We start from the raw sequence: 25,581 nt of genomic DNA, 5'->3' as shown, positions 1-25,581 counted from the left end.
CGCCCGGGCCCCCAGAACTGTGAGGTACGTGCACGTGAGGAAACGTGACCAGTGGCTTGCCGCCCCGCTCGGCGCGGGACTCGCCGCCGCCCTGCTCAGCGGATGCGGTTCGGAGGACGGCAAGGGGTCGGGCACCGGTGAGTCGGTGGTCATGGGGATGTCCGACGAAATGGTGACCGCTGATCCGGCGGCGGGCTACGACCCGGCCACCTGGCTGCTGTTCAACAACGTCTACCAGTCCCTCCTGAGCTTCTCCAAGGAAAGCCCGACCCCGCAGCCGGAGGCCGCGCGCAAGTGCGGCTTCCACGACAAGAGCAGCACCGTCTTCGAGTGCACCCTCAAGGACGGCCTCACGTTCAGCAACGGCCACGACCTCACCTCCGAGGACGTCGCCTTCTCCTTCCGCCGCACGCTCAGGATCAACGACAAGGACGGCCCCGCGGCGACGATGCTGTCCACGATCAAGGACATCAGGACGCCGGACAAGAAGACCGTCGTCTTCCAGCTCAAGCGGCCCGACGCGACCTTCCCCCAGAAGATCGCCTCCGGCGCCGGATCCATCGTGGACCACCAGGAATACCCGGCGGACAAGCTCCGCACCGACGGCAAGGCCGTCGGCTCGGGCGTCTACAAGCTGGATTCCTTCGGCAAGGACGAGGCCGTCTTCAAGGTCAACGGCTCCTACAAGGGCCCGGCCAAGGTCAACAACAGCGGCGTCACCATCAAGTTCTTCCACGGCGACCAGACGGCCCTGAAGGACGCCATCCAGAAGGGCCGGGTCGACCTCGCCTACCGAGGCCTGGCCATGAAGGACATCGCCGACCTCGAGGCCAAGGGCAGCAGCGACAAGCAGGACGTCAACGTGGTCCAGGGCAGCAGCGCCGAGGTGCAGCACCTGGTCTTCAACACCAAGGACCCGGTGGCCGGAAAGACCGCCGTGCGCAAGGCCGTTGCCTACCTCGTCGACCGCAGCGCACTCGTCCGCGACGTCTACAAGCGCACCGCCGAACCGCTGTACTCCGTCGTCCCGCGCGGCATCACCGGCCACCGGACGCCCTTCTTCGACGTCTACGGGGACCGGCCGCAGCGCGCCAAGGCCGCCGCCGCTCTCGCCTCCGCGGGCATCCACGACAAGGTCAAGATCACCCTGTGGGCCACCCCGGTCCGCTACGGGCCCGGCACCGTGCCGGAGTTCAACGAGATAGCCAAGCAGCTCAACTCCAGCGGGCTCTTCGACGCGAACGTGCAGAGCGTGCCGTTCGACGAGTACGAGAAGGGCATCGCGGCCGGCAAGTACGCCGTGTACGTCAAGGGCTGGATTCCCGACTACCCGGACCCCGACAACTTCACCGCGCCGTTCTTCGGCGAGAACAACGAACTCGCCAACAACTACGAGTCCAAGGACATCGCCACCCGCATCCTCCCGGCCACGGCCGCCCAGAACAGCCGGGCCGCCACCGTGGACGACTTCGAGAAGCTCCAGAGCACCATCGCCGAGGACGTGCCGGTGCTGCCCCTGTGGCAGGGCAAGCAGTACGCGGTGGCCAACGGCCGTATCAACGGCCTCCAGTGGACCCTCGACAGCTCGACCGTCTTCCGCTTCTGGGAGATCAGCAAGTCCGCCTAGGACCGTACGTCGTCATGGCCCGCACCTTTTCGGTGCGGGCCATGACGCGTTCTACTGCTTCTACTGCGCGTTCTACTGCGCCCCGGGGCGCACCAGCCCGCTCTCGTACGCGTAGACCGCCGCCTGCACCCGGTCGCGCAGGCCCAGCTTCGTCAGGACGTGCCCCACGTGGGTCTTGACCGTCGTCTCGCTCACGAACAGGTCCGCCGCGATCTCCGCGTTCGACAGGCCGCGCGCCACCAGCTTGAGGACCTCGACCTCGCGGTCCGTCAGCGTGTGCAGGGTGTCCGGCAACGGCTCCTCGCCCGACGGCAGATGACCCGCGTACTTGTCCAGCAGCCGCCGGGTGATGCTCGGCGCGAGCATCGCCTCGCCGCTCGCCACCACCCGGATCGCCTGCACGAGTTCATGGGCCGGCGCGTCCTTGAGCAGGAAGCCGCTCGCCCCCGCCTTCAGCGCCTCGACCACGTACTCGTCGAGATCGAAGGTCGTCAGCACCAGCACCTTGGCCGGGCCGTCGCGCTCCGGGCCGGTGATCTGCCGGGTCGCCTCGACGCCGTCCATGCGGGGCATCCGGATGTCCATCAGCACCACATCGGGCTGCAGCGCCCGGACCTGGTCGAGCGCCTGCAGACCGTCACCGGCCTCGCCGACGACCGCGATGTCCTGCTCGGCCTCCAGGATCATGCGGAAGCCCGTACGCAGCAGCGGCTGGTCGTCGACCAGTAGGACGCGGATCGCCACAGGAAAACTCCTTCGCTAGACCGCGTCCATTCTGCCCTGAGGGTCACCGTCGGAGGTCACCCGAGGCCGCTGGACGGGGACGGGCAGCGGATACGGCGGGGGAGTACCGCCGAATTCCGGACAGACCGCCTGGTGGTCGCACCAGCCGCACAGCTTCGTCGGGCGGGGCCGCCAGTCGCCCGTCTCGGTGGCCAGCGTGATGGCCTCCCACAGCGCCCGCAGCTTGCGCTCCACCGCCAGCAGCTCCGGCTCGGCCGGGTCGTACGTCAGCACATCGCCGCTGCCCAGGTACACCAGCTGCAGCCGGCGCGGCACCTGCCCGCGCAGCCGCCACACCACCAGGGCGTAGAACTTCATCTGGAACAGGGCGTCCGCCCGGTACTGCGGCGCGGGCATCTTGCCCGTCTTGTAGTCGACGATCCGCACCTCGCCCGTCGGCGCCACGTCCACCCGGTCGACGATCCCGCGCAGCACCAGCCCCGAGTCGAGCGTCGTCTCCACGAAGAGCTCGCGCTCCGCAGGCTCCAGCCGCGTCGGATCCTCCAGCGTGAACCACCGCTCGACGAGCCGCTCCGCCTCCGCGAGCCACGTCGCCAGCCGCTCCGGATCCTGCGAGCCGTCCTCCTGCGCGAACAGCTCCGCCAGCTCCGGCCGGGCCGCCAGCGCCTTCTCCCACTCGCCCGGCACCAGACCGCACGCCCTCGGGGCGGTGCGCTCGGCGGCCGGCGCGTCGAAGAGCCGCTCCAGCACGGCGTGCACCACCGTGCCCCGGGTGGCCGCCGGGCTCGGCTTCTCCGGCAGCTTGTCGATCACGCGGAAGCGGTAGAGCAGCGGGCACCGCATGAAATCGGCCGCGCGCGACGGCGACAACGAGGCGGGCCGCGCGGCGGAGTCCGGTGCGGGTGCAGCTGTATCCATGCCAGAGACCCTACGGCCCGTGACCGACATCGTGCGGCATACCATCGACGCCAGAAGCTCACGCACTGCATGATCGGGACAGTGACAGCGCACCGAGCGGGTGCGGGGGCCGCATCCGATGAGGGGACACCGTGGACAACAGCGGGCAGGGCCAATCCGGCAGCGGGGGTGCCGGGGACGGCAAACCGCAGCGTCCGCGCGAGACGGGCGGCGGCATCCTCATGGGCCGGCCCTTCGGCGTACCCGTCTATGTCGCACCCAGCTGGTTCCTCGTCGCCGCCCTCATCACCTGGGTCTTCGGCGGTCAGCTCGACCGCGTGCTGCCCGAGCTCGGCAACGCACGGTATCTGGTCTCCCTCTTCTTCGCCGTCGCGTTCTACGCCTCCGTACTCGTCCACGAACTCGCCCACACCGTCGCCGCGTTGCGCTTCAAACTCCCGGTGCGCCGGATCCAGTTGCAGTTCTTCGGCGGCGTCTCCGAGATCGAGAAGGAGAGCGAGACCCCCGGCAGGGAGTTCGTCCTCGCCTTCGTCGGCCCGCTGCTCTCGCTGGTCCTCGCCGGGGTGTTCTGGCTCGGCATGCGCCTCGTCGAGCCCGGCACCGTCCCCGGCGTCCTGCTCGCCGGCCTGATGGTCTCCAACCTGCTCGTCGCCGCCTTCAACCTGCTGCCGGGCCTGCCCCTGGACGGCGGCCGGATGCTCCGCGCCGTCGTCTGGAAGATCAGCGGCAAGCCCATGACCGGCACCGTCGCCGCCGCCTGGGTCGGCCGCGCCCTCGCCGTCTCGGTGCTCGTCGGCCTCCCGCTGCTCACCCACGCCGACCGCGCCGAGAGCTTCGGCGGCGTCGACTCGATCACCGACGCCCTGCTCGCCGCCATCCTCGCCGCGATCATCTGGACCGGCGCCGGCAACAGCCTGCGCATGGCCCGCCTGCGCGAGCGGCTGCCCGGCCTGCGGGCCCGCACCCTCACCCGGCGCGCCGTCCCCGTCGAGGCCGCCACCCCGCTCTCCGAGGGCCTGCGCCGGGCGAACGAGGCGGGCGCCCGGGCCCTGGTCGTCGTCGACAGCCACGGCACCCCGACCGCCCTGGTCCGCGAGACCGCGATCGTCGCCGTCCCCGCACACCGCCGCCCCTGGGTCACCGTCGGCACCCTCGCCCAGGACATCACCGACGGCATGCGGGTCTCCGCGGAGCTCTCCGGCGAGGACCTGCTGGACGTCCTGCGGGCGACCCCCGCCACGGAGTACCTGGTGGTCGAGGAGACCGGCGAGGTCTACGGCGTCCTGTCCACGACGGACGTCGAGCGGGCCTTCGTCGCCGCGATGGCCCGCACGCCGTCCTAGTCCCGCCTAGTCCCGTACAAGCCGAGCGCAGCGACCCGGTAGGCTGGTCACATGTCCGAACCGACCGGTGCCGCCCGCCGTCGCGGGCCCTTCCAGGTCGGGGACCAGGTCCAGCTCACCGACCCCAAGGGACGCCACTACACCTTCACGCTCGAAGCCGGGAAGCAGTTCCACACCCACAAGGGTGCCTTCCCGCACGACGAGCTGATCGGTGCTCCCGAGGGCAGTGTTGTCCGTACCACGGGAAACGTCGCCTACCTCGCGCTGCGCCCCCTGCTCCCCGACTATGTCCTGTCCATGCCGCGCGGAGCCGCCGTGGTCTACCCCAAGGACGCGGGGCAGATCCTGGCGATGGCCGACATCTTCCCCGGCGCACGCGTCGTGGAGGCGGGTGTCGGCTCCGGCTCGCTCAGCACCTTCCTGCTGCGGGCCGTCGGCGACCAGGGCATGCTCCACTCCTACGAGCGCCGGGCCGACTTCGCGGAGATCGCCCAGCAGAACGTGGAGCGCTACTTCGGCGCCCCGCACCCCGCCTGGCAGCTCACCGTCGGCGACCTCCAGGACAACCTGTCCGACACGGACGTCGACCGGGTCATCCTCGACATGCTCGCCCCCTGGGAGTGCCTGGAGGCCGTCTCCAAGGCGCTGGTCCCCGGCGGCATCCTGTGCTGCTACGTGGCCACCACCACGCAGCTCGCGCGCACCGTCGAGTCCATCCGTGAGATCGGCTGCTTCGCCGAGCCGTCGGCCTGGGAGACCATGGTCCGCACCTGGCACGTGGAGGGCCTGGCCGTACGCCCCGACCACCGCATGATCGGGCACACCGGCTTCCTGCTCACCGCCCGCCGCCTCGCGGACGGCGTCGAGCCGCCGATGCGCCGGCGCCGTCCCGCCAAGGGCGCGTACGGCGAGGACTACACCGGCCCCGGCAGCCAGAGCGGTTCCAACTGATCCCGTAGCAACTCCCCATGGGCGCCGCCTCCGAGACGAACTCGGCGGCGGCGCCCATGCGTTGGCCCATGCCCGCCGTTCCACGCCGCGGGGCCGTGTGCGACGATGCGGTCATCTCCGCAGCCTCGACCCTCACAGGAGCCAGCGCGCGTGCAGCCCTCGGCAGGACTCCCGCACACCCGTCCCCGCCCCCTCCACTGGCTGGCCACCGCGTCGGCCCTGGCCGCCGTGCTCGTCGGCGCGGCCCTCGTCGGCCCCGGTGACAACACCGCCACCGCCTCCGCGCCGGCCGTGGCCCCGCCCGACCCGAGGGCGGCGCGCTATCCGGTCGACTGCGGCCGCGCGGGCGTCGATGTGGTGAAGCAGGCCGTGGCCGACCTCGACGGCGACGGACGGCCCGAGGCGGCCGTCGTCGTGCGCTGCGCCGCCGCGGGCGGCACACCGCCCAACGGCGTCTACGTCATCTCCCCGGCGGCGGAGCAGGGCTGGACGCCCCGCGTCGTGGCGACCCTCGTCGATCCGGGACAGCGGATGAACGTCACCGGCTTCGCCGTGCGCGACGGCATCATTTCGGCCACTCTGCTCGGTTACTCGTCCCCGAAGGTGCCGCGCTGCTGTCCGGATCTGCGCCGGGCCGTCGAATGGCGTTGGAAGAACGGGAAGTTCGCGCTCACCGCACTTCCCGTCGCGGGGAGTGTGTGAACCGTCACGCGGCGTCGGGTCCGTAGACCTCGACCTTGTCCGCGACGCGGCGCACGTGGATGCAGTCGCCCGGGCACTCCTTCGCCGAGTCCCGGACGTCGGCCAGCAGCGTCAGCGGCACGGGAGTGGTGGCACCCTTGTCTTGCAGCAGTTCGTCATCGGCGCTCTTCACATACGCGAGACCGTCGATGTCCAGCTCGAAGACCTCGGGCGCGTACTGCGCGCAGATGCCGTCACCGGTGCACAGGTCCTGGTCGATCCACACCTCGAGGGCTTCCTCCGGTGCCGTCTCCGCAACCTCGGTGCTGTCGTCGTTCTGCACGGCCATCGCGCCTGCCGTTCCTCTCCCTATGTGAACCAATTGGAGCCAGCACTGACGGGTGTTGACCGACTCGACGATACAACCGCCCGCTTTCCGATGTTGATGGGTGGGTATTCCCCTCCCGTGAGGACGTGCGCAAGGGTGAAGATCGGACACACTCCGACCGGGTTTGTGATCTAGGGGTTTCAACCTGCACCGGCCCAGGTAGGGTCTGGAAGCGTCCAGCTCCCCTTGGAGGAGGTGAGGACCGTGGCAGCCCACGACGACGACATCAACCGCGGCATCCGGCCCGGGCGAGGGACGGAAGACCCCGCCAGCCAGGTTGCCTATCTCGAGCAGGAGATCGCCGTCCTGCGGCGGAAGCTCGCCGACTCTCCGCGTCACACGAGGATTCTCGAAGAGCGGATCGTCGAGCTCCAGACCAACCTGGCCGGTGTATCCGCTCAGAACGAGCGGCTCGCCAACACCCTGCGCGAGGCCCGCGACCAGATCGTGGCCCTCAAGGAAGAGGTCGACCGGCTCGCCCAGCCGCCCGCCGGGTTCGGCGTCTTTCTCCAGACGAACGACGACGGCACGGTGGACATCTTCACCGGCGGCCGCAAGCTCCGGGTGAACGTCAGCCCGAGCATCGACCCCGAGGAGATCAGGCCCGGCCAGGAAGTCATGCTCAACGAGGCGCTCAACGTGGTCGAGGCCATGGCCTTCGAGCGGCACGGCGACATCGTCACCCTCAAGGAGATCCTCGAGGACGGCGAACGGGCCCTGGTCATCGGGCACACCGACGAGGAACGGGTGGTGAGGCTCGCCGAGCCGCTGCTGGACACCACCATCCGCCCCGGCGACGCCCTGCTGCTGGAGACCCGCTCCGGCTACGTCTACGAGGTCATCCCGAAGAGCGAGGTCGAGGAGCTCGTCCTCGAAGAGGTCCCGGACATCGACTACACGAAGATCGGCGGACTGGGCAACCAGATCGAGCTGATCCGCGACGCGGTCGAGCTCCCGTACCTCTACCCCGACCTCTTCAAGGAGCACGAACTCCGGCCGCCCAAGGGCGTTCTGCTCTACGGCCCCCCCGGCTGCGGCAAGACGCTCATCGCCAAGGCCGTCGCCAACTCCCTTGCCAAGAAGGTCGCGGAGGTCACCGGCAAGCCCGCGGGGAAGAGCTTCTTCCTCAACATCAAGGGCCCGGAGCTCCTCAACAAGTACGTCGGCGAGACCGAGCGGCACATCCGGCTGATCTTCCAGCGCGCCCGGGAGAAGGCCGGCGAAGGCACGCCCGTCATCGTCTTCTTCGACGAGATGGACTCCCTCTTCCGCACCCGTGGATCCGGCGTCAGCTCGGACGTGGAGAACACCATCGTCCCGCAGCTGCTCTCCGAGATCGACGGTGTGGAGGGCCTGGAGAACGTCATCGTCATCGGCGCCTCCAACCGCGAGGACATGATCGACCCCGCGATCCTGCGGCCCGGCCGGCTCGATGTGAAGATCAAGATCGAGCGTCCGGACGCGGAGGCCGCCAAGGACATCTTCTCCAAGTACCTGACCCGGACCCTGCCGCTGCACGCCGACGACCTCGCCGAGCACGGCGGCGACGCCGGGGCGACCATCGAGGGCATGATCCAGTCGGTGGTGGAGCAGATGTACGCGGAGTCCGAGGAGAACCGCTTCCTGGAGGTCACCTATGCCAACGGTGACAAGGAAGTCCTCTACTTCAAGGACTTCAACTCCGGCGCGATGATCCAGAACATCGTGGACCGGGCCAAGAAGATGGCCATCAAGGCCTTCCTCGACCACAACCAGAAGGGCCTGCGCGTCTCCCACCTGCTCGCCGCCTGCGTCGACGAGTTCAAGGAGAACGAGGACCTGCCCAACACCACCAACCCGGACGACTGGGCCCGCATCTCCGGAAAGAAGGGCGAGCGGATCGTCTTCATCCGCACCCTCGTCACCGGAAAGCAGGGCGCGGACACCGGCCGCTCCATCGACACCGTGGCCAATACCGGCCAGTACCTGTAACACCGCCGTCCGGCTGCGGACGTCCCTCGTCCCCGCCTTGTGGCGGGGTCCGGCGGGGGCTCCGCAGCCGGACTCGTTTTGCACCGTGTTCCGCATCGCGTTTTGCGCCAAGGTCGCCGAGGAAACGCCAGGAAATCGCCAGGAAAATTCGCAGCGCCACGAACCGGAGCAATGACTGTAATGATCTCCCCACCGCCGCAAAGCCGTTCTAGGCTCTTCGGTACCACCGCGAAGCGCTGTGGGGGATCGGAGACCGGACACGGACCGGATGCGCAGCGGTACTTGAGCGCCGAACCCACCAGGGGGCGCCGCCGGGCAAGGAGGGCCGCATGACCGTACGGCGAGTAATGGGCATCGAGACGGAGTACGGGATCTCCGTCCCCGGTCACCCGAACGCCAATGCCATGCTCACCTCGTCCCAGATCGTCAACGCCTATGCGGCCGCGATGCACCGGGCACGACGTGCCCGCTGGGACTTCGAGGAGGAGAACCCGCTGAGGGACGCCCGTGGTTTCGACCTCGCCCGCGAGGCCGCGGACGCCAGCCAGCTCACCGACGAGGACATCGGCCTCGCCAACGTCATCCTCACCAACGGCGCGCGGCTGTACGTGGACCATGCCCATCCCGAGTACAGCTCCCCGGAGGTCACCAACCCCCGCGACGCCGTCCTGTGGGACAAGGCGGGGGAGCGCATCATGGCGGAGGCGGCCGAGCGCGCCGCCCAGCTGCCGGGCGCCCAGCCGATCCACCTGTACAAGAACAACACCGACAACAAGGGCGCCTCCTACGGCACCCACGAGAACTACCTGATGAAGCGGGAGACCCCCTTCTCGGACATCGTGCGCCACCTGACGCCCTTCTTCGTCTCCCGCCAGGTGGTCACCGGGGCGGGGCGGGTGGGCATCGGGCAGGACGGCCGCGAGCACGGCTTCCAGATCAGCCAGCGCGCCGACTACTTCGAGGTCGAGGTCGGCCTCGAGACCACCCTGAAGCGGCCCATCATCAACACCCGCGACGAGCCGCACGCCGACGCCGAGAAGTACCGCAGGCTGCACGTCATCATCGGCGACGCCAACCTCTCGGAGATCTCCACCTACCTCAAGCTCGGCACCACCTCCCTGGTGCTGTCCATGATCGAGGACGGCTTCATCTCCACCGACTTCGCCGTCGACCAGCCCGTCCGCACGCTCCACCGGATCAGCCACGACCCCACGCTGCGGCGGCTGGTCACCCTGCGCAGCGGCCGGACGCTGACGGCGGTGCAGTTGCAGATGGAGTACTGCGAGCTGGCCCGCAAACACGTGGAGGACCGCTTCGGCGCCGACGCGGACGAGCAGACCAAGGATGTCCTCGCGCGCTGGGAGGACGTGCTGAACCGGCTCGAGCACGACCCGATGAGCCTGGCCGGCGAGCTGGACTGGGTGGCCAAGCGCGAGCTCCTGGAGGGCTACCGCCGCCGCGACGGCCTGGACTGGGACGCGGCCCGCCTGCACCTCGTCGACCTGCAGTACGCGGACGTCCGGCCGGAGAAGGGCCTCTACAACCGCCTCGCGGCCCGCGGCAGGATGAAGCGCCTGCTCGACGAGGACGAGGTGGCCCGCGCCCGTACGGCACCGCCCGAGGACACCCGCGCCTACTTCCGGGGCCGCTGTCTCGAGCAGTACGCGGACGACGTGGCGGCCGCGTCCTGGGACTCGGTCATCTTCGATCTCCCCGGCCGTGACTCCCTGCAACGGGTGCCCACGCTGGAGCCCCTGCGGGGCACGCGCAACCACGTCAAGGAGCTCCTGGACCGCTGCCGCACGGCGGAGGACCTGGTGAGGGTTTTGTCCGGGGGCTGACAAGAGTCTGGGAAGACCCCGTTCCGGGAATCATCACCATGGTCCCGGGACGTTCCAGCAAGTACAGGCAAGTACGGGGCCGATGTCGGACCCTGCTTGTAGGGTCTGAAGGTGTACGTCCGATCTTGTACGTCGAACCGAGCGGGGTGAGGGGTATGGCGACCAAGGACACCGGCGGCGGGCAGCAGAAGGCCACGCGCTCGACAGAGGAGGTCGAGGAGCAGGCGCAGGAAGCGCAGGCTTCCGAGGACCTCAAGGAACGGCACGAGAAGCTGTCGGACGACGTGGATTCGGTGCTGGACGAGATCGATGACGTCCTCGAGGAGAACGCCGAGGACTTCGTGCGGTCCTTCGTTCAGAAGGGCGGCCAGTAGGTCGGCTTTGCCTTCGCATCGAAGGTGAAAGGGTGGGGTGAGTGGCGGCAGATGGGTGTCTGCTGTATCTGCCCGCGGGCCCCTGCAGGGCATGTGGATCATTGTCACGAGACCGATAGGGTCCGTGGTGTTCTGTGTTTCAACTGCAACACCGGACTGGGACTGTTGAGAGACGATGTCGGTGCGATGCGCCGAGCCATCGCGTATCCGGAAGGAAACCCGTGGAAGCCAACCCTCGTAGCATCGGGCGTCTACCAGCTGCCTTCCTGACGCCGGGCTCCTCCTCGTTCGTGGAGTTCCTCGCCGGGCACCAGCCGGACCTGCTGCCCGGCAAGCGGCAGTTGCCCTCCGTCCCGGGCGCGATGGAGATCCCGCACGGCACGACCATCGTCGCGACGACGTTCCCCGGCGGTGTGGTGCTGGCGGGCGACCGGCGGGCGACGATGGGCAATGTCATCGCGCAGCGCGACATCGAGAAGGTCTTCCCGACGGACGAGTACTCGGCCGTCGGCATGGCCGGCACCGCGGGGCTGGCCGTGGAGATGGTCAAGCTCTTCCAGCTGGAGCTGGAGCACTTCGAGAAGGTCGAGGGGGCTCAGCTCTCGCTGGAGGGCAAGGCCAACCGGCTCTCCACCATGATCCGCGGCAACCTCGGCATGGCCATGCAGGGCCTGGCCGTGGTGCCGCTCTTCGCGGGCTGGGATGTGGACCGTCAGAAGGGCCGTATTTTCTCCTACGATGTAACCGGCGGGCGTTCCGAGGAGTACGGCTTCTCGGCCACCGGCTCCGGTTCGATCTTCGCGCGCGGAGCGATGAAGAAGCTCTTCCGCGACGACCTGACGGAGGGGCAGGCCACCACCCTGGTCGCCCAGGCGCTGTACGACGCCGCCGACGACGACTCGGCGACCGGCGGGCCCGATCTCGCGCGCCGTATCTACCCGATCATCACCGTCATCACCGATGAGGGATTCCGGAGGCTCACCGAGGCCGAGTGCTCCGAGATCGTCCGGGCCATCCACGAGCGGCGGCTCGAGGAGCCGGACGGGCCGCGGGCCGCGCTGCTCTAGCCCGGGGCTTCTTGGAATGCATTCGCCACTGACAGAAAGGGACGGATAGCCGGTGTCGACGCCGTTCTATGTCTCACCCCAGCAGGCCATGGCCGACCGTGCCGAGTACGCCCGCAAAGGCATTGCGCGCGGCCGCAGCGTCGTGGTGCTCCAGTACAACGACGGCGTGGTCTTCGTCGCCGAGAACCCGTCCCGTGCGCTGCACAAGGTCAGCGAGATCTACGACCGCATCGCGTTCGCCGCGGTCGGCAAGTACAACGAGTTCGAGAACCTGCGCATCGGCGGGGTGCGCTATGCCGATCTGCGCGGCTATACGTACGACCGTGATGATGTCACGGCGCGTGGCCTTGCCAATGTCTATGCGCAGACGCTCGGTTCCATCTTCTCGAGCGCGGGCGAGAAGCCGTACGAGGTCGAGCTGATCGTCGCCGAGGTCGGGGCGGGCCCCGAGGACGACCAGATCTACCGGCTGCCCCACGACGGTTCGATCGTCGACGAGCACGGTTCGGTCGCGGTCGGCGGCAACGCCGATCAGATCAGCAGCTATCTCGGCCAGCGCCACCGGGACGGGATGACGCTCTCCGAGGCGCTCAAGCTCGCCGTCGAGTCGCTCGCCCGCGACACCAACGGCACCGAGCGCACCCTGACCGCCGAGCAGCTCGAGGTCGCGGTCCTGGACCGCACGCGCCCCCAACAGCGCAAGTTCAAGCGGCTGTTGGGGCGGCAGCTCTCGCGCCTGCTGGGTGAGGAGGGCACGGGTCCCGCCACGGAGGAGGAGCCGGAGCCGGGCGAGGAGAGCACCGAGGAGTGAGGACGCGGGGTCGGCGGGGCGGAGCCGTTACGCGGCCCGGCCCGTCGACCCCCGCGTCACCAGCTCCACTGGCAACATCGTTGCTTCCGTGGGCAGTTCGTCGAGCACACCCATCAACGCCCGCATCCCCGCCTCTCCCACCGCTTCCGCCGGCAGCCGGACCGTGGTCAGCTCGGGATCGACGGCCGTCGCCAGCGAGAGGTCGTCGAAGCCCGTCACGGAGACATCACCGGGCACCCGGAGCCCGAGCCGTCGCGCGGCCTTGCATGCACCCGCCGCCAGGATGTCGTCGTCGCAGATCAGCGCCGTGGGGCGCGGCCAGGGGCCGGTGAGGGCGCGCTCGGCCGCCTCGCGGCCGGCCGCCACGTCCAGCGCGGCGGCCTCGGTCCGTACCACCTCCGCGTCCGGGACGCCCCGCAGTGCCCCGGCCAGTGAGTCGGCCCGTACCCGGAACGTCCACGAGTCGACGTCGGCCGCGAGATGCGCGAAGCGCCGGTGGCCGAGCGCGAGCAGGTGCTCCGTGACCTGCCGCATCCCGTCGGCGATGTCGAAGTTGACCGTGGCCGCCGCCCCGGTCCGCTCGGGGTCGCTGTCGAGCATCACCAGGGGGAGGCCGCCCTCGCGGAGGTCGGCCAGCGCGTCGGCCGCCATCGAGGAGGCGATGACGCCGTCGAGCGTCGCCCGGGCCGAGGCGAAGGGGTCCCGGGCCGGACCGGCCCCCTCGAGGGACGGGTACAGCAGGACGCCGACCCCGTGCTCGCCCGCGACGCGGGCCGCGCCCGCGTAGACCCGGGCGAAGAATTCGTTGGTCAGCGCGGGCACCACGAGCAGCGCGGTCCTCGCGCGGCCCAGCCGCAGGTCGCGGGCCGCCCGATTGGGCCGGTAACCGAGCTCGCGCGCGGCCGAGCGCACGGCCTCGGCCCGCTGTTCCGAGACCCGGCCCCGCCACTTCTCGCCCATCACGAGCGAGACGGTCGCCTGGGAGACACCGGCCGCCCGGGCCACGTCCCGGCTGGTGGCCCGCGCGGGTGCCGCGTGCGTCCCCCGGACCGTGGGCCAACGCCTCTTGCCGCGCTCGACTTCGGTCACGGCCCCTCCGCCCCTTCGACATGAAGCCTGAAGCATCACGGTTGGACCGTGAGCTTGTCGTCATGCTACGTATAACGTCGAACGTTATACGTAAAACCGAGAGGCGGAAACGGAAGATGGCGGCGGCCGGATCCGGATACGGCGCGATGCTCAGGACGCGGCACGCGGCACGATTGCTCGTGGGCACCCTCGTTGGGCGGCTGCCCAACGCCACGGCAGCGCTGGCGATCGTGCTCTTCGTACGGGCCCAGGGCGGCAGCCTCGCCCTCGCCAGCGCCCTGTCGGCCGTCTACGGCGTGGCCAACGCCGTGGGCCAGCCGCTGCTCGGCCGGGCCGTCGACCTGTACGGCCAGCCCCGGGTGATGCTGCCCTCGGCCGCCCTGGCGGCGCTGGGCATGTCCCTCTTCGCCGTCGTCGGCCTGGAGCCGGTGGCGGTGGCCTATGTGGCCATGATCGTGTCCGGCTTCTTCACGCCCCCGCTCGAGGGCGGGCTGCGGGCCCTGTGGCCGGCCGTCCTGAAGGACGAGTCCAAGATCCACGCCGCGTACTCCCTCGATGCCATCGCGCAGGAGGTCATGTACGTCGTCGGCCCCTTGATCATCACCTGGCTCGTGGCCGGCTGGTCCCCGGCCGCCGCGCTGTACGTCATCAACCTGCTCGGCGTCCTCGGCGCCCTCGCGGTCGTCACCTCGGCGCCCTCGCGGCAGTGGCGCAGTGAGCCCCGCGACGCGCACTGGCTGGGCGCGCTGCGCTCGCGCGGCCTGCTCGTGCTGCTCGGTGCGTTCTTCTGCATAGGCTCGGCGCTGGGCTCGATCGCCCTGGCGGCGGTCGCCTACGGCGGCGATCACGGCGGCGACGAGGTCGCCGGCTATCTGCTCTCCGCGCTGGGCGTGGGCGCCTTCGTCGGCGGCACGATCTACGGCGCCCGCCAGTGGGCCGGTACCCCCGAGAAGCGGCTGCGGCTGCTCGTCACCGGGCTCGCGATCTGCTACCTGCCGCTGCTGCTGGTCCCGGGCACCGTGCTGATGACGGTGCTGGCCGGTGTGGCCGGTGTCTTCCTGGCCCCGTCGCTGGCCTGTGCGTTCGTCGTCGTCGACCGGCACGCGCTGCGCGGCACGGTCACCGAGGCCTTCTCCTGGCTGGTGACGTCCTTCGGCGTGGGCGCCGCCCTCGGCACCGCCTTCGCGGGCCCGGCCGTCGAATGGGCCGGTGTCACCGCGGGGTTCACGGTCGCGGTGTGCAGCGGGTTCGCGGGCCTGCTCGTGCTCGTCCTGGCCCGCGGCGCCATGCGCGTCGAGGAGGCTCCGTCGGAGGTCGTGGCGCGGTCGGAAAATGATCGAAGCGGTGCGGTCGAACCCGGTTTCACGGCGGGGCATCAGGCGTAGTGTTCAGGCATGGACCGCCGCATTTTCGGGCTGGAGAACGAGTACGGCGTCACGTGCACGTTCAGGGGACAGCGCCGACTGTCGCCTGACGAAGTGGCGCGCTACCTCTTCCGCCGTGTCGTTTCCTGGGGCCGCAGCAGCAATGTCTTCCTGCGCAACGGTGCCCGCCTCTACCTCGATGTGGGCTCGCACCCGGAATACGCAACTCCCGAGTGCGACAACGTGACCGAACTGGTCACCCACGACAAGGCGGGCGAGCGCATTCTCGAGGGCCTGCTCGTCGATGCCGAACGCCGCCTGCACGAGGAGGGAATCGCGGGCGACGTCTATCTCTTCAAGAACAACACCGATTCGGCGGGGAACTCCTACGGCTGCCACGAGAACTATCTCGTCGCCAGACACGGGGAGTTCTCCCGTCTCGCGGACATCCTCATCCCGTTCCTGGTCACCCGGCAGCTGCTCTGCGGCGCCGGGAAGGTCCTCCAGACCCCGCGCGGCGCGGTCTACTGCGTCAGCCAGCGCGCCGAGCACATCTGGGAGGGCGTCAGTTCCGCCACCACCCGCTCGCGCCCGATCATCAACACACGGGACGAGCCGCACGCCGACGCCGAGCGCTACCGCCGGCTCCATGTCATCGTCGGCGACTCCAACATGTCCGAGACCACGATGCTGCTCAAGGTCGGCGCCACCGATCTCGTGCTGCGCATGATCGAGGCCGGCACCGTGATGCGCGACCTGACCCTGGAGAACCCGATCCGGGCCATCCGGGAGGTCAGCCACGACATAACGGGCCGGCGCAAGGTGCGGCTGGCGAGCGGGCGCGAGGCGTCCGCGCTCGAGGTCCAGCAGGAGTACTACGAGAAGGCCCTGGACTTCTGCGAGCGCCGCGGCATCCGTACGGGCACCGTCGAGCGTGTGCTGGAGCTGTGGGGCCGTTCTCTGGAGGCCATCCGGGACGAGGACCTCGACCGGATCTCCACCGAGATCGACTGGGTGATGAAGTACCAGCTCATCGAGCGGTACCGGGCGAAGAACAACATCACCATGTCGCACCCGAGGGTCGCGCAGATAGACCTGGCCTACCACGACATCCACCGCCGCCGGGGTCTTTACTACCTGCTCGAACGGCGCGGCCAGGCAGCCCGGGTGTGCAATGACCTGAAGATTTTCGAGGGCAAGTCGGTGCCTCCGCAGACCACACGGGCTCGGCTGCGCGGGGATTTCATCCGCCGTGCACAGGAACAGCGCCGGGATTTCACGGTCGACTGGGTGCACCTCAAGCTCAACGACCAAGCGCAGCGCACCGTGTTGTGCAAGGACCCGTTCCGGTCGGTCGACGACCGGGTGGAAAAGCTCATCGCCGGAATGTGATGGGGAACGCGCCGGTTTCGCCGGATCCGGCGCCTCTCCGTGTCGGGCGGAGTTGATCGGCGGGGCTCAGGCCGTAGAGTGGCGGGCACTGCCCAGCCACCTAGCCCGAGTTGGACTCCATGAAGCACACGAAGAACGCGCGCCGTCTGGCGGCGGCGCTGGCCGTGCCCGTCCTGCTGCTCACCGCCGCGGCGTGCGGGTCCGACAGCGGCGGCTCCGGCAAGATCTCGGTCGAGGGCAAGTTCGGCGAGAAGCCCTCGATCTCCGTGCCCAAGGGGGCCAAGGCGACGGACAAGCTCGAGGTCACCGTGGTCTCCGAGGGCAAGGGCCCGAAGGTGGAGAAGGGTGCCTTCGTCCGCGCCGACTATGCCGCGCAGACCATAAAGGACGGCAAGACCTTCGACGGGTCGTGGGCGCAGCAGTCGCAGGTCTCGGACGGGGTGCGCCGCCAGGCGGTGCAGCAGCTGGGACAGTTGAACGGCCAGCCGGTGCCGCCCAAGGTGCTCGACGCCCTCGAGGGCCAGCAGGTCGGCTCCCGTGTCCGGGTCGAGGGCACGGTCAAGGCGATGCTCGGCGACCAGGCCACGCAGGGCCAGCTCAACCCCGAGGACGGCATCCTGTGGGTGCTCGACATCGTCGGGGCCCAGAAGGTCGACACCAAGGCCGAGGCCAAGGGCGACCAGGCCAAGCCGGACCAGGGCATGCCGGAGGTCAAGGCCGTCCCGCAGAAGGCCGCCGAGATCACCATGCCCAAGGGCGAGAAGGCGCCGTCCGACCTCAAGCAGCAGGTGCTGATCAAGGGCAACGGCCCCGAGGTCAAGACCGGTGACGGGCTGATCGCCCAGTACACCGGTGTGACGTGGGACGGCGGCAAGAAGTTCGACTCGTCCTGGGACCACAACCCGCCGGGCGCCACCGCCTTCCAGATCGGCGTCGGTTCGGTCATCCCGGGCTGGGACAAGGGCCTCGTCGGCAAGCACGTGGGGGACCGGGTCGAGCTGGTCATCCCGGCCGCCATGGCCTACGGCGACAACCCGCCGCAGGGCAGCAGCATCCCCAAGGGTGCCGTGCTCGTCTTCCTCGTGGACATCGTCGGCAAGGTCTGACCGGCCGTCTGCCAGAATTGCACGGTTGTCCGAAAGACCTCGTTCGTAGGAGCACTTACGTGAGCATTGAGAAGCCGGAGATCGACTTTCCGGAGGGCCAGCCCCCGGCCGACCTCGAGATCGTCGACCTCTGGGAGGGTGACGGCGCCGTCGCCAAGGCGGGGGACTTCGTGAAGGTCCACTACGTCGGCGTCGCCTTCTCCACCGGTGAGGAGTTCGACGCGAGCTGGAACCGTGGCAACCCGCTCGAGTTCAAGCTGGGCGCCGGCCAGGTCATCACGGGCTGGGACAAGGGCATCCAGGGCATGAAGGTCGGCGGCCGCCGTCGGCTGACCATCCCCGCCCACCTCGCCTACGGCGAGCGCGGCGCCGGCGGCGGCGTGATCGCCCCGGGCGAGACCCTCATCTTCGTCTGCGACCTGATGGGCGTCTGAGCCTTCGTACCCGAAGGCGAGAGGGCCCGTGCGCATGTGCGTGCGGGCCCTCGGCTTTTGCCGTGTGACCGGTGGACGGTACGGTCATCGGTTGAAACAACACGAGGAGAGGGCGAGAGGGCGTCGATGGCGATTGCCAAGGCCGAGCGGCTGATGAATCTGGCGCTGTGCCTGCTGGGGACGCGCCGTCCGCTCAGCAAGAGGGAGCTGCGGAACTCCATCGAGGCGTACCTCGAAGCCTTCGGGCCCGTCGGCGGCGCGCCGGTCGCCCAGGGCGGCAGCGATGACGCCTTCAACAGGATGTTCGAGCGCGACAAGGAAGACCTCCGCGAGCTCGGCCTGATCATCGAGACCGTGGAGAGCGTCGACGGCGACACCGGCTATCTCGCCCGCCGCGACAGCAACCGCCTCCCCCCGATCGCCCTCGACGCCGAGGAGGCCGCCGCGCTCGGCCTCGCCGCCAAGGTCTGGCAGCAGGCCCGCCTCGCCGCTGCCGCCAGCGGCGCACTGCAGAAGCTGCGCGCCGCCGGGATGCCGCTGACCGAGGACCCGTACGGGGCCGGCCAGAGCGCCCTCGAGACGCACATCCCCGTCCACGAGGCGGCCTTCGAGCCGCTGATGCTCGCCGCCCGCGACCGCCGGCCCGTCGTCTTCGACTACCGCAAGGCCAACGCCGCCCGCCCGGAGACGCGGCAGGTCGAGCCCTGGACCCTGGAGTGCTGGCGCGGGCACTGGTACCTCGCGGGCTGGGACCGCGACCGCAAGGCCGAGCGCGTCTTCAGGCTCTCCCGGATCACCGGCAGGGTCCGCTCCCGCGCCCTGCCCTTCACCGCCCCGGTGCCCGACCACGTCACGGTGCGGGAGACGGTGGAGAGCTGGGCCGGCGAGACGGCCACCGGCACCGCCCGCGTCAGGGTGCGGGCCGGGCACGGCTACCCGCTGCGCTCCCGCGCCCTCGCCGTCCGCGAACTCGGCGACGGCTGGGACGAATTGGAGATTCCGTACGGGCACGGGCTGGACGCCTGGCTCGTCGAGTTCGGCCCCGACGTGCTCGTGCTCGAACCCGCCGAGCTGCGGGCCGACGTACTCGACCGGCTGCGCGCCGTGGCCAAGGGCTGACAGGGCAGAAGGGGAACGGGACCGACTTCTCATGGCCACCAACGCCATCGACCAGACCCGGCGGATGCTGTCGCTGGTCACCTATCTGCGCGAGCGCCCCGGCGCCCGCGTCGCCGACGTGGCGCGCGCCTTCGGCATCACCGAGGACGAGCTGATCGGCGACCTCGACGTCCTGCCGATGTGCGGCACCAGCTTCCGCGGCGGGGACCTGCTCGACATCGACACCGACGGCGACCGCATCTGGTGGCACAACCCCGACGCGTCCGGCACCAGCACCGGTGAACCGCTGCGGCTCGCCGCCGACGAGGCCACCGCCCTGCTCGTGGCCGCCCGCGCGGTCGCCACCCTGCCCGGGCTGCGCGAGGGCGACCGGCAGGCGCTCGTCCGCGCCACCGCCAAGATCGAGGCGGCGGCCGGCGAGGCGGCCGGGGCCAGCTCCCGGCTCTCGGTCACCTTCGAGTCCGAGGGCGGCGTCTTCGCCGACGTCGACCGGGCCATCTCCGAGCGGCGACGGCTGTGGGTCCGCTACTACTCGCCCGCGCGCGACGAGCTCACCGAGCGCGAGGTCGACCCCATCCGGCTGTTCGCCGTCGGCCACACCTACATGGAGGCCTGGTGCCGGCTGTCCGAGGCCCGGCGCACCTTCCGCCTCGACCGGGTGGCCGAGATCCGGCTCCTCGACGAACCGTCCGACCCGCCGCCCGTCGAACTGCGCGACCTGTCGGCCGGGCTGGTGCAGCCCGCCGCGGAGGACCCCGAGGTGGTCGTCGAGGTCGGCCCCGGCGGACGCTGGGTCGCCGAGTACTACCCGCACGACCGCGCCGAGGAGCTGCCCGAGGGCGGGCTGCGCATCACGCTGCGGACACCCGACCCGGCCTCCCTGCGCAGGCTGGCGCTGCGCCTCGGCCGCGACGGCCGGATCGTCTCGCCGCCCGAGCTCGCCGACAGCGCCCGGGAGACGGCCAACGCCGCCCTCGCGGCGTACGGGGAGTGAGGGCGGTGATGGATGCGACGACCACCCAGGACGCGGTCTTCAAGGCGGCCTGCCCCGACTGCCGGGGCAGCTTCGAGCTGGCCGCGGAGGCGCTGCGGCTGGCGATCGGGGCCAGCAGTCGCACCACCTTCTACTCTTTCACCTGCCCCGACTGCGGCTCCGCGGTCCGCAAGCCGGCCGGCGATCGCATCGTCGAGCTGCTGACCGGCGGCGGTGTGCGCACGCTGCGGCTGCACCTGTAGGTTCCTGTCATGCTCTTCCCCATGCTGGCCGTCGCCCTCGGCTTCCTCGGCATCGCCGTGCTCGGGGTGCTCGCCGCGCGCGTCCTGACCGAGACGCGTCGGCTGGCCCGCCAGGTCGCGAACAGCTCGTCGCGGATCACCCGCGCCGCCGAGGACCTCGAGCGGGCCGCCGTCCCGCTCGCCGCCCAGGCGGCGCAGGCCGCGCAGACGCTGCGCCAGGACTGACCACGGCCCCCGCCGGGGCCGATGACCGGGCGGTAGGCTGGTGCGGGTGTCCGTACGGGCCCCATGCGTACGATCAAGGCCGTCGACCACGCGACGCAGCGCTGCCGCAGCGCCGTCCGCCGCACGAGATAGGGATGTGGGTTGCTGAAGTCCGCCCGCAAGAAGGAGAAGGACCCCGAGGGGCGGATGCCGCTTGCGGAACACCTCCGTGAGCTGCGCAACCGTTTGGCGAAGGCCGCCCTCGCGATCGTGATCGTGGCCATTGTGGCGGGCTTCAACTACAAGGGCATCATCGGTATCTTCCAGCACCCGATCCAGGAAGCGGTCGGCTGCAAGTTCTCGTTCGACCGGATGCCGGACGACGGCGTGAAGTGCGCCCACCTCACCATCTCGGGCCTCGCGGGATCGTTCGCCCTGGCGGTGAAGGTGTCCCTGGTGGCCGCCCTCGTGGTGTCCAGCCCTGTCTGGCTGTACCAGCTGTGGGCGTTCCTCGCGCCCGGCCTGCACCGCAACGAGAAGAAGTACGCGCTGAGCTTCGTCGCCGCCGGTGTGCCGCTCTTCGCGGCGGGCGGCTGGGTCGCGTACACGATCCTTCCCGCGGCCGCCAAGATGCTCATCGGCCTCACCCCGGTCGGTGTCGACAACCTGCTGGACGTCGGCGACCTCATCGACCTCATCACCCGCCTCGTGGTGATCTTCGGTTTCTCCTTCGAGTTGCCGCTGCTGCTGCTGATGCTCAACTTCGGCGGTCTGATCACGGGACGCCGCATGCTGGGCTGGTGGCGCGGCGTGGTCATGGGGGCCACGGTCTTCTCGGCCTTCGCGATGCCGACCGTGGACCCGTTCTCGATGTTCGCCCTCGCCGGCCCGATGATCCTGCTGTACTTCGTCGCCGCCGGCATCGCGATGGCCAACGACAAGCGCAAGGAGCGGGCCAACCCCGACCGGCTGCTCTCCGACGACGAGGCGGCGCCGCTCGACCTGACGCCCCAGGCCCTCGGCGACGTCGAGCCGATGCCCGCCCTCCAGGAGGGGACGCAGCGGACCGAGCGGACGGAACGGACGGAGAACCGCCGGGGCGGCTACGACGACGTGACGTGATCCGGTGCCCCACGGCCCCGCCCCCGGGCGGGTGCCGATAGGGTCCGGCGCGTGACCAGCGACATCACGCTCTTCGTCAACCCCACCGCGGGCCGCGGCCGCGGCGCCCGTGCGGCGCTGCCCGCGGCCCGGGTGCTGCGCGCCGCGGGCCACTCGGTCCGTACGGTCCTGGGCGTGGACGCCGCCGACGCGCTGCGGCGGGCCCGGGAGGCGGTGGCCGGCGGGACCGGTGCGCTGATAGCCGTCGGCGGGGACGGCATGACCTCTCTCGCCCTCCAGGCGGTCGCCGGGACGCCGACCCCGCTGGGCGTGGTGGCCGTCGGCACCGGCAACGACTTCGCGCGCGCGTGCGGGCTGCCCGTACGGGACCCGGTGGCGGCGGCCCGCGTCATCGCCGGGTCGCTCAAGGGGGACGGCGGGCGCGAGATCGACCTGGGCCGGGTCAACGGCACCTGGTTCGGCACCGTGCTCGCCTCCGGCCTCGACTCCCGCGTCAACGACCGGGGCAACCGGCTGCGCTTCCCGCGCGGGCGGGCGCGCTACAACGTGGCCCTGCTCGCCGAACTCGCCGCGCTGCGGCCGATCCCGTACCGCATCCGGCTCGACGACGGACCGGAGCAGGAGATCGAGGCCACCCTGGTCGCGGTGGGCAACGGCAGTTCGTACGGCGGCGGCATGCGCATCTGCGGGGACGCCCGCCCCGACGACGGCCTCTTCGACATCACGGTCGTCGGCCCCTGCAGCCGGACGACCCTGCTCGGCGTCTTCCCGAAGGTCTACCGGGGGACGCATCTCGGCCATCCCCTCGTCACCACGCACCGGGCCGCACGCGTCACGCTCGCCGCCGACGGCATCACCGGATACGCGGACGGAGAGCCGCTCGGCCCGCTGCCGCTGACCGCCGAGACCGTTCCAGGGGCCGTGCGGCTGCTGAGCGGGATAAAGATCGGGTGACTGTCCGAGGGCACCGGTAGGCTCGTAGGCAAGATGACCGAGGACATGTCCCCTGCTGAGCGCTATGCCCTGGCACGGCAGCGCGCCGCGGAGCAGGCCACCGCGCTGGCCCCCTTCCGCGAGATGTACGACTTCGAGCTGGACCCCTTCCAGATAGAGGCCTGCAAGGCCCTGGAGGCCGGAAAAGGAGTGCTGGTCGCCGCGCCGACCGGCTCCGGAAAGACGATCGTCGGCGAATTCGCCGTCCACCTCGCCCTGACCCAGGGCCGCAAGTGCTTCTACACCACCCCCATCAAGGCACTGTCGAACCAGAAGTACAACGACCTCGTCGCTCGCTACGGCGCCGACCGGGTCGGCCTGCTGACCGGTGACAACAGCATCAACGGGGATGCCCCGGTGCTGGTGATGACCACCGAAGTGCTGCGCAACATGCTCTACGCCGGGTCGCAGGCGCTGCTCGGCCTCGGCCATGTGGTGATGGACGAGGTGCACTACCTCTCCGACCGCTTCCGGGGCGCCGTCTGGGAAGAGGTGATCATCCACCTTCCCGAATCGGTGACTTTGGTCTCCCTGTCGGCCACCGTCTCCAACGCCGAGGAGTTCGGCGACTGGCTGGACACCGTGCGAGGCGACACCGAGGTGATCGTCTCCGAGCACCGTCCGGTGCCGCTGTGGCAGCACGTGTTCGCCGGGCGCCGGATGTACGACCTCTTCGAGGAGAAGACCGGCCCGCAGGGCATCCGGCGCGAGGTCAACCCCGACCTGGTGCGCCTGGCCCGGATGGAGAACAGCCGCCCCATGGGCGGGCGGCGCGGCAGGAACCTGCGCGAGGCGGACCGCGAACGCGAGCGCCGCCAGCGCACCAGGATCTGGACCCCCAGCCGGGTCGAGGTCATCGAACGCCTCGACGCCGAGGGCCTGTTGCCCGCCATCACCTTCATCTTCAGCCGCGCGGGCTGCGAATCCGCCGTCCAGCAGTGCCTGTACGCGGGGCTGCGGCTCAACGACGACGAGGCGCGCCGCAGGGTGCGGGAGATCGTCGAGGAGCGCACGGCCGCGATCCCGGACGAGGACCTGCACGTCCTGGGCTACTTCGAGTGGCTGGAAGCCCTCGAGCGGGGCATCGCCGCGCACCACGCCGGCATGCTGCCGACCTTCAAGGAGGTTGTCGAGGAACTGTTCGTCAAGGGCCTGGTCAAGGCGGTCTTCGCCACCGAGACCCTGGCGCTGGGCATCAACATGCCCGCCCGCTCCGTGGTGTTGGAGAAGCTCGTCAAGTGGAACGGCGAGACCCACGCCGACATCACGCCCGGCGAGTACACCCAGCTGACCGGCCGGGCCGGCCGGCGCGGCATCGACGTCGAGGGGCACGCGGTCGTGCTCTGGCAGCGCGCCATGGACCCGGGCGCGCTCGCGGGCCTGGCGGGCACGCGGACGTATCCGCTGCGGTCGAGCTTCAAGCCGTCGTACAACATGGCGGTCAACCTCGTCGCGCAGTTCGGCCGGCACCGCTCGCGGGAGCTGCTGGAGACCTCCTTCGCCCAGTTCCAGGCGGACAAGTCGGTCGTCGGCATCTCCCGCCAGGTGCAGCGCAACGAGGAGGGCATGGCGGGATACCGCGAGGCCATCGACTGCCACCTCGGCGACTTCGAGGAGTACGCGCGGCTGCGCCGCGAGCTCAAGGACCGCGAGACCGATCTGGCGAAGCAGGGAGCGACCCAGCGCCGGGCCGCCGCCCTGACCGCGCTGGAGAAGCTCAGACCGGGCGACGTCATCCACGTGCCGACGGGCAAGTTCGCCGGCCTCGCGCTGGTGCTCGACCCCGGGCTGCCCGGGCGCAGCGACCGGCACCGCGGCTACGACGCCCACGACGGCCCGCGCCCGCTGGTCCTGACCGCCGAGCGGCAGGTCAAGCGGCTCGCCACGATCGACTTCCCGGTGCCGGTCGAGCCGCTGGAGCGGATGCGCATCCCCCGTACCTTCAATCCGCGCAGCCCGCAGTCGCGGCGCGATCTGGCCTCCGCGCTGCGCACGAAGGCCGGGCACATCGTGCCCGAGCGGCACCAGCGGGCGCGTTCGGCGGCCGTCGACGACTCCGAGATCGCCCGGCTGCGCACGGCGATCCGCGCGCACCCGTGCCACGGCTGCGACGAGCGCGAGGACCACGCCCGCTGGGCCGAGCGCTACCACCGTCTGCAGCGGGACACGCGTGTGCTGGAGCGGCGCATCGAGGGGCGGACGAACACCATCGCCCGGACCTTCGACCGCATCTGCCGGTTGCTCACCGACCTCGGCTACCTGCACGGGGACGAGGTGACCGAGCACGGTCACCGACTGGCGCGGCTCTACGGCGAGTTGGACCTGCTCGCCTCCGAGTGCCTGCGCGGGGGCATCTGGGAGGGCCTGGGTCCGGCGGACCTGGCGGCCTGTGCCTCGGCGCTGGTGTACGAGGCGCGGGCGGCCGATGACGCGATAGCGCCGAAGCTGCCCTCGAACGAGGCGAAGGCGGCGCTCGGCGAGATGGTCCGCATCTGGGGCCGGCTGGACGCACTGGAGGAGGACCACAAGATCAACCAGGCGGAGGGCGTGGGCCAGCGCGAGCCGGACCTCGGCTTCGCCTGGGCCGCCCACCGCTGGGCGTCGGGGCACGGCCTCGACGAGGTGCTGCGCGAGATAGAGATGCCCGCGGGCGACTTCGTGCGCTGGTGCAAGCAACTCATCGACGTGCTGGGCCAGATCGCGGCCGCGGCACCCGCCGGCAGCACGGTGGCGCGCAGTGCGCGCAAGGCGGTGGACGGTCTGCTGCGCGGCGTCGTGGCGTACTCGTCCGTGGGCTGACAGCCGG

The 25,581-nt window shown here is 70.3% G+C and carries 24 protein-coding genes and 1 pseudogene; 21 read left to right on the top strand and 4 right to left on the bottom strand.

Going from position 1 to position 25,581, the window contains the following annotated elements; genetic code table 11:
• Positions 1 to 34 precede the first annotated feature (34 nt).
• Complete coding sequence (locus ACV530_RS01745; RefSeq protein ID WP_494330370.1) at positions 35 to 1,627, top strand: ABC transporter substrate-binding protein; 1,593 nt, start codon at positions 35 to 37, stop codon at positions 1,625 to 1,627.
• A 72-nt stretch (positions 1,628 to 1,699) separates the two neighbouring features.
• Here ACV530_RS01745 and ACV530_RS01740 read toward each other — a convergent pair whose 3' ends face one another.
• Complete coding sequence (locus ACV530_RS01740; RefSeq protein WP_494330369.1) at positions 1,700 to 2,371, bottom strand: response regulator; 672 nt, start codon at positions 2,369 to 2,371, stop codon at positions 1,700 to 1,702.
• A gap of 15 nt (positions 2,372 to 2,386) precedes the next feature.
• Positions 2,387 to 3,289, bottom strand: coding sequence for a RecB family exonuclease (locus tag ACV530_RS01735; RefSeq protein ID WP_494330368.1), 903 nt, complete (start codon positions 3,287 to 3,289; stop codon positions 2,387 to 2,389).
• A gap of 131 nt (positions 3,290 to 3,420) precedes the next feature.
• Between ACV530_RS01735 and ACV530_RS01730 the strand changes: the two genes are divergently transcribed.
• From ACV530_RS01730 to ACV530_RS01720, 3 genes are all read left to right on the top strand, one after another.
• Complete coding sequence (locus tag ACV530_RS01730) at positions 3,421 to 4,632, top strand: site-2 protease family protein (protein ID WP_494330367.1); 1,212 nt, start codon at positions 3,421 to 3,423, stop codon at positions 4,630 to 4,632.
• Positions 4,633 to 4,683: 51 nt separating this feature from the next.
• Positions 4,684 to 5,583 (top strand): tRNA (adenine-N1)-methyltransferase, encoded by a 900-nt coding sequence (locus ACV530_RS01725; RefSeq protein WP_494330366.1) that lies wholly within the window; start codon positions 4,684 to 4,686, stop codon positions 5,581 to 5,583.
• 150 nt (positions 5,584 to 5,733) lie between these two features.
• The gene (locus ACV530_RS01720; RefSeq protein ID WP_494330365.1) at positions 5,734 to 6,285 is read left to right on the top strand and encodes a hypothetical protein; all 552 of its coding nucleotides are present in this window, start codon (positions 5,734 to 5,736) and stop codon (positions 6,283 to 6,285) included.
• Between the two features lie 4 nt (positions 6,286 to 6,289).
• Here ACV530_RS01720 and ACV530_RS01715 read toward each other — a convergent pair whose 3' ends face one another.
• Complete coding sequence (locus ACV530_RS01715) at positions 6,290 to 6,613, bottom strand: ferredoxin (protein ID WP_494330364.1); 324 nt, start codon at positions 6,611 to 6,613, stop codon at positions 6,290 to 6,292.
• 243 nt (positions 6,614 to 6,856) lie between these two features.
• Here ACV530_RS01715 and arc point away from each other — a divergent pair, with 243 nt between their 5' ends.
• The 6 genes and pseudogenes from arc (at position 6,857) to prcA (ending at position 12,716) form a co-directional block, all read left to right on the top strand.
• Entirely contained in the window at positions 6,857 to 8,623 is a 1,767-nt protein-coding gene (gene arc, locus ACV530_RS01710; RefSeq protein ID WP_494330363.1) for a proteasome ATPase, read from the top strand.
• A 329-nt stretch (positions 8,624 to 8,952) separates the two neighbouring features.
• Complete coding sequence (gene dop / locus ACV530_RS01705; protein ID WP_494330362.1) at positions 8,953 to 10,464, top strand: depupylase/deamidase Dop; 1,512 nt, start codon at positions 8,953 to 8,955, stop codon at positions 10,462 to 10,464.
• A gap of 155 nt (positions 10,465 to 10,619) precedes the next feature.
• Positions 10,620 to 10,838, top strand: coding sequence for a ubiquitin-like protein Pup (locus tag ACV530_RS01700; RefSeq protein WP_199893821.1), 219 nt, complete (start codon positions 10,620 to 10,622; stop codon positions 10,836 to 10,838).
• Positions 10,839 to 10,886: 48 nt separating this feature from the next.
• Positions 10,887 to 11,108: pseudogene (locus ACV530_RS01695) on the top strand (endonuclease domain-containing protein); the annotation flags it as partial.
• Positions 11,060 to 11,905, top strand: a complete 846-nt coding sequence (gene prcB / locus ACV530_RS01690; RefSeq protein ID WP_494330361.1) for a proteasome subunit beta — start codon at positions 11,060 to 11,062, stop codon at positions 11,903 to 11,905. The pseudogene ACV530_RS01695 and the gene prcB, both read left to right, overlap by 49 nt.
• A 52-nt stretch (positions 11,906 to 11,957) precedes the next feature.
• Positions 11,958 to 12,716: a proteasome subunit alpha gene (gene prcA / locus ACV530_RS01685; RefSeq protein WP_494330360.1), complete on the top strand. Its 759-nt coding sequence runs from the start codon at positions 11,958 to 11,960 to the stop codon at positions 12,714 to 12,716.
• Between the two features lie 27 nt (positions 12,717 to 12,743).
• Here the strand turns inward: prcA and ACV530_RS01680 are convergent, their stop codons facing one another.
• Positions 12,744 to 13,805 carry a LacI family DNA-binding transcriptional regulator gene (locus ACV530_RS01680; RefSeq protein WP_494330359.1) on the bottom strand — a complete coding sequence of 354 codons (1,062 nt, stop codon included), beginning with the start codon at positions 13,803 to 13,805 and terminating at the stop codon, positions 12,744 to 12,746.
• A gap of 116 nt (positions 13,806 to 13,921) precedes the next feature.
• On the opposite strand from ACV530_RS01680, the gene ACV530_RS01675 reads away from it, so the two are divergent.
• From ACV530_RS01675 to ACV530_RS01625, 11 genes are all read left to right on the top strand, one after another.
• Positions 13,922 to 15,190 (top strand): MFS transporter, encoded by a 1,269-nt coding sequence (locus ACV530_RS01675; protein WP_494330358.1) that lies wholly within the window; start codon positions 13,922 to 13,924, stop codon positions 15,188 to 15,190.
• A gap of 9 nt (positions 15,191 to 15,199) precedes the next feature.
• Complete coding sequence (gene pafA / locus ACV530_RS01670) at positions 15,200 to 16,561, top strand: Pup--protein ligase (RefSeq protein ID WP_494330357.1); 1,362 nt, start codon at positions 15,200 to 15,202, stop codon at positions 16,559 to 16,561.
• Between the two features lie 119 nt (positions 16,562 to 16,680).
• Positions 16,681 to 17,667, top strand: coding sequence for an FKBP-type peptidyl-prolyl cis-trans isomerase (locus ACV530_RS01665; RefSeq protein ID WP_494330356.1), 987 nt, complete (start codon positions 16,681 to 16,683; stop codon positions 17,665 to 17,667).
• A 59-nt stretch (positions 17,668 to 17,726) separates the two neighbouring features.
• On the top strand, positions 17,727 to 18,101 hold the full coding sequence (locus ACV530_RS01660) for an FKBP-type peptidyl-prolyl cis-trans isomerase (RefSeq protein WP_494330355.1): 375 nt from the start codon (positions 17,727 to 17,729) through the stop codon (positions 18,099 to 18,101).
• Between the two features lie 126 nt (positions 18,102 to 18,227).
• The gene (locus ACV530_RS01655; protein WP_494330354.1) at positions 18,228 to 19,220 is read left to right on the top strand and encodes a helix-turn-helix transcriptional regulator; all 993 of its coding nucleotides are present in this window, start codon (positions 18,228 to 18,230) and stop codon (positions 19,218 to 19,220) included.
• A 31-nt stretch (positions 19,221 to 19,251) separates the two neighbouring features.
• Positions 19,252 to 20,214, top strand: coding sequence for a helix-turn-helix transcriptional regulator (locus ACV530_RS01650; RefSeq protein ID WP_494330353.1), 963 nt, complete (start codon positions 19,252 to 19,254; stop codon positions 20,212 to 20,214).
• Positions 20,215 to 20,222: 8 nt separating this feature from the next.
• Complete coding sequence (locus tag ACV530_RS01645) at positions 20,223 to 20,456, top strand: hypothetical protein (protein ID WP_494330352.1); 234 nt, start codon at positions 20,223 to 20,225, stop codon at positions 20,454 to 20,456.
• 9 nt (positions 20,457 to 20,465) lie between these two features.
• A complete protein-coding gene (locus ACV530_RS01640) occupies positions 20,466 to 20,681 on the top strand; it encodes a hypothetical protein (protein ID WP_494330351.1) in 216 nt (71 codons plus the stop codon).
• A 141-nt stretch (positions 20,682 to 20,822) separates the two neighbouring features.
• Positions 20,823 to 21,782 (top strand): twin-arginine translocase subunit TatC, encoded by a 960-nt coding sequence (gene tatC, locus ACV530_RS01635; protein ID WP_494330350.1) that lies wholly within the window; start codon positions 20,823 to 20,825, stop codon positions 21,780 to 21,782.
• A 51-nt stretch (positions 21,783 to 21,833) separates the two neighbouring features.
• Entirely contained in the window at positions 21,834 to 22,736 is a 903-nt protein-coding gene (locus ACV530_RS01630) for a diacylglycerol kinase (RefSeq protein ID WP_494330349.1), read from the top strand.
• Between the two features lie 33 nt (positions 22,737 to 22,769).
• Positions 22,770 to 25,574 (top strand): DEAD/DEAH box helicase, encoded by a 2,805-nt coding sequence (locus ACV530_RS01625; protein WP_494330348.1) that lies wholly within the window; start codon positions 22,770 to 22,772, stop codon positions 25,572 to 25,574.
• Positions 25,575 to 25,581 lie beyond the last annotated feature (7 nt).

The sequence above is a fragment of the Streptomyces sp. SX-6 genome (assembly GCF_059089585.1).
The sequence above is the reverse complement of the archived record's forward strand: the minus strand, read 5'-3'. Positions and strand labels throughout refer to the sequence as shown.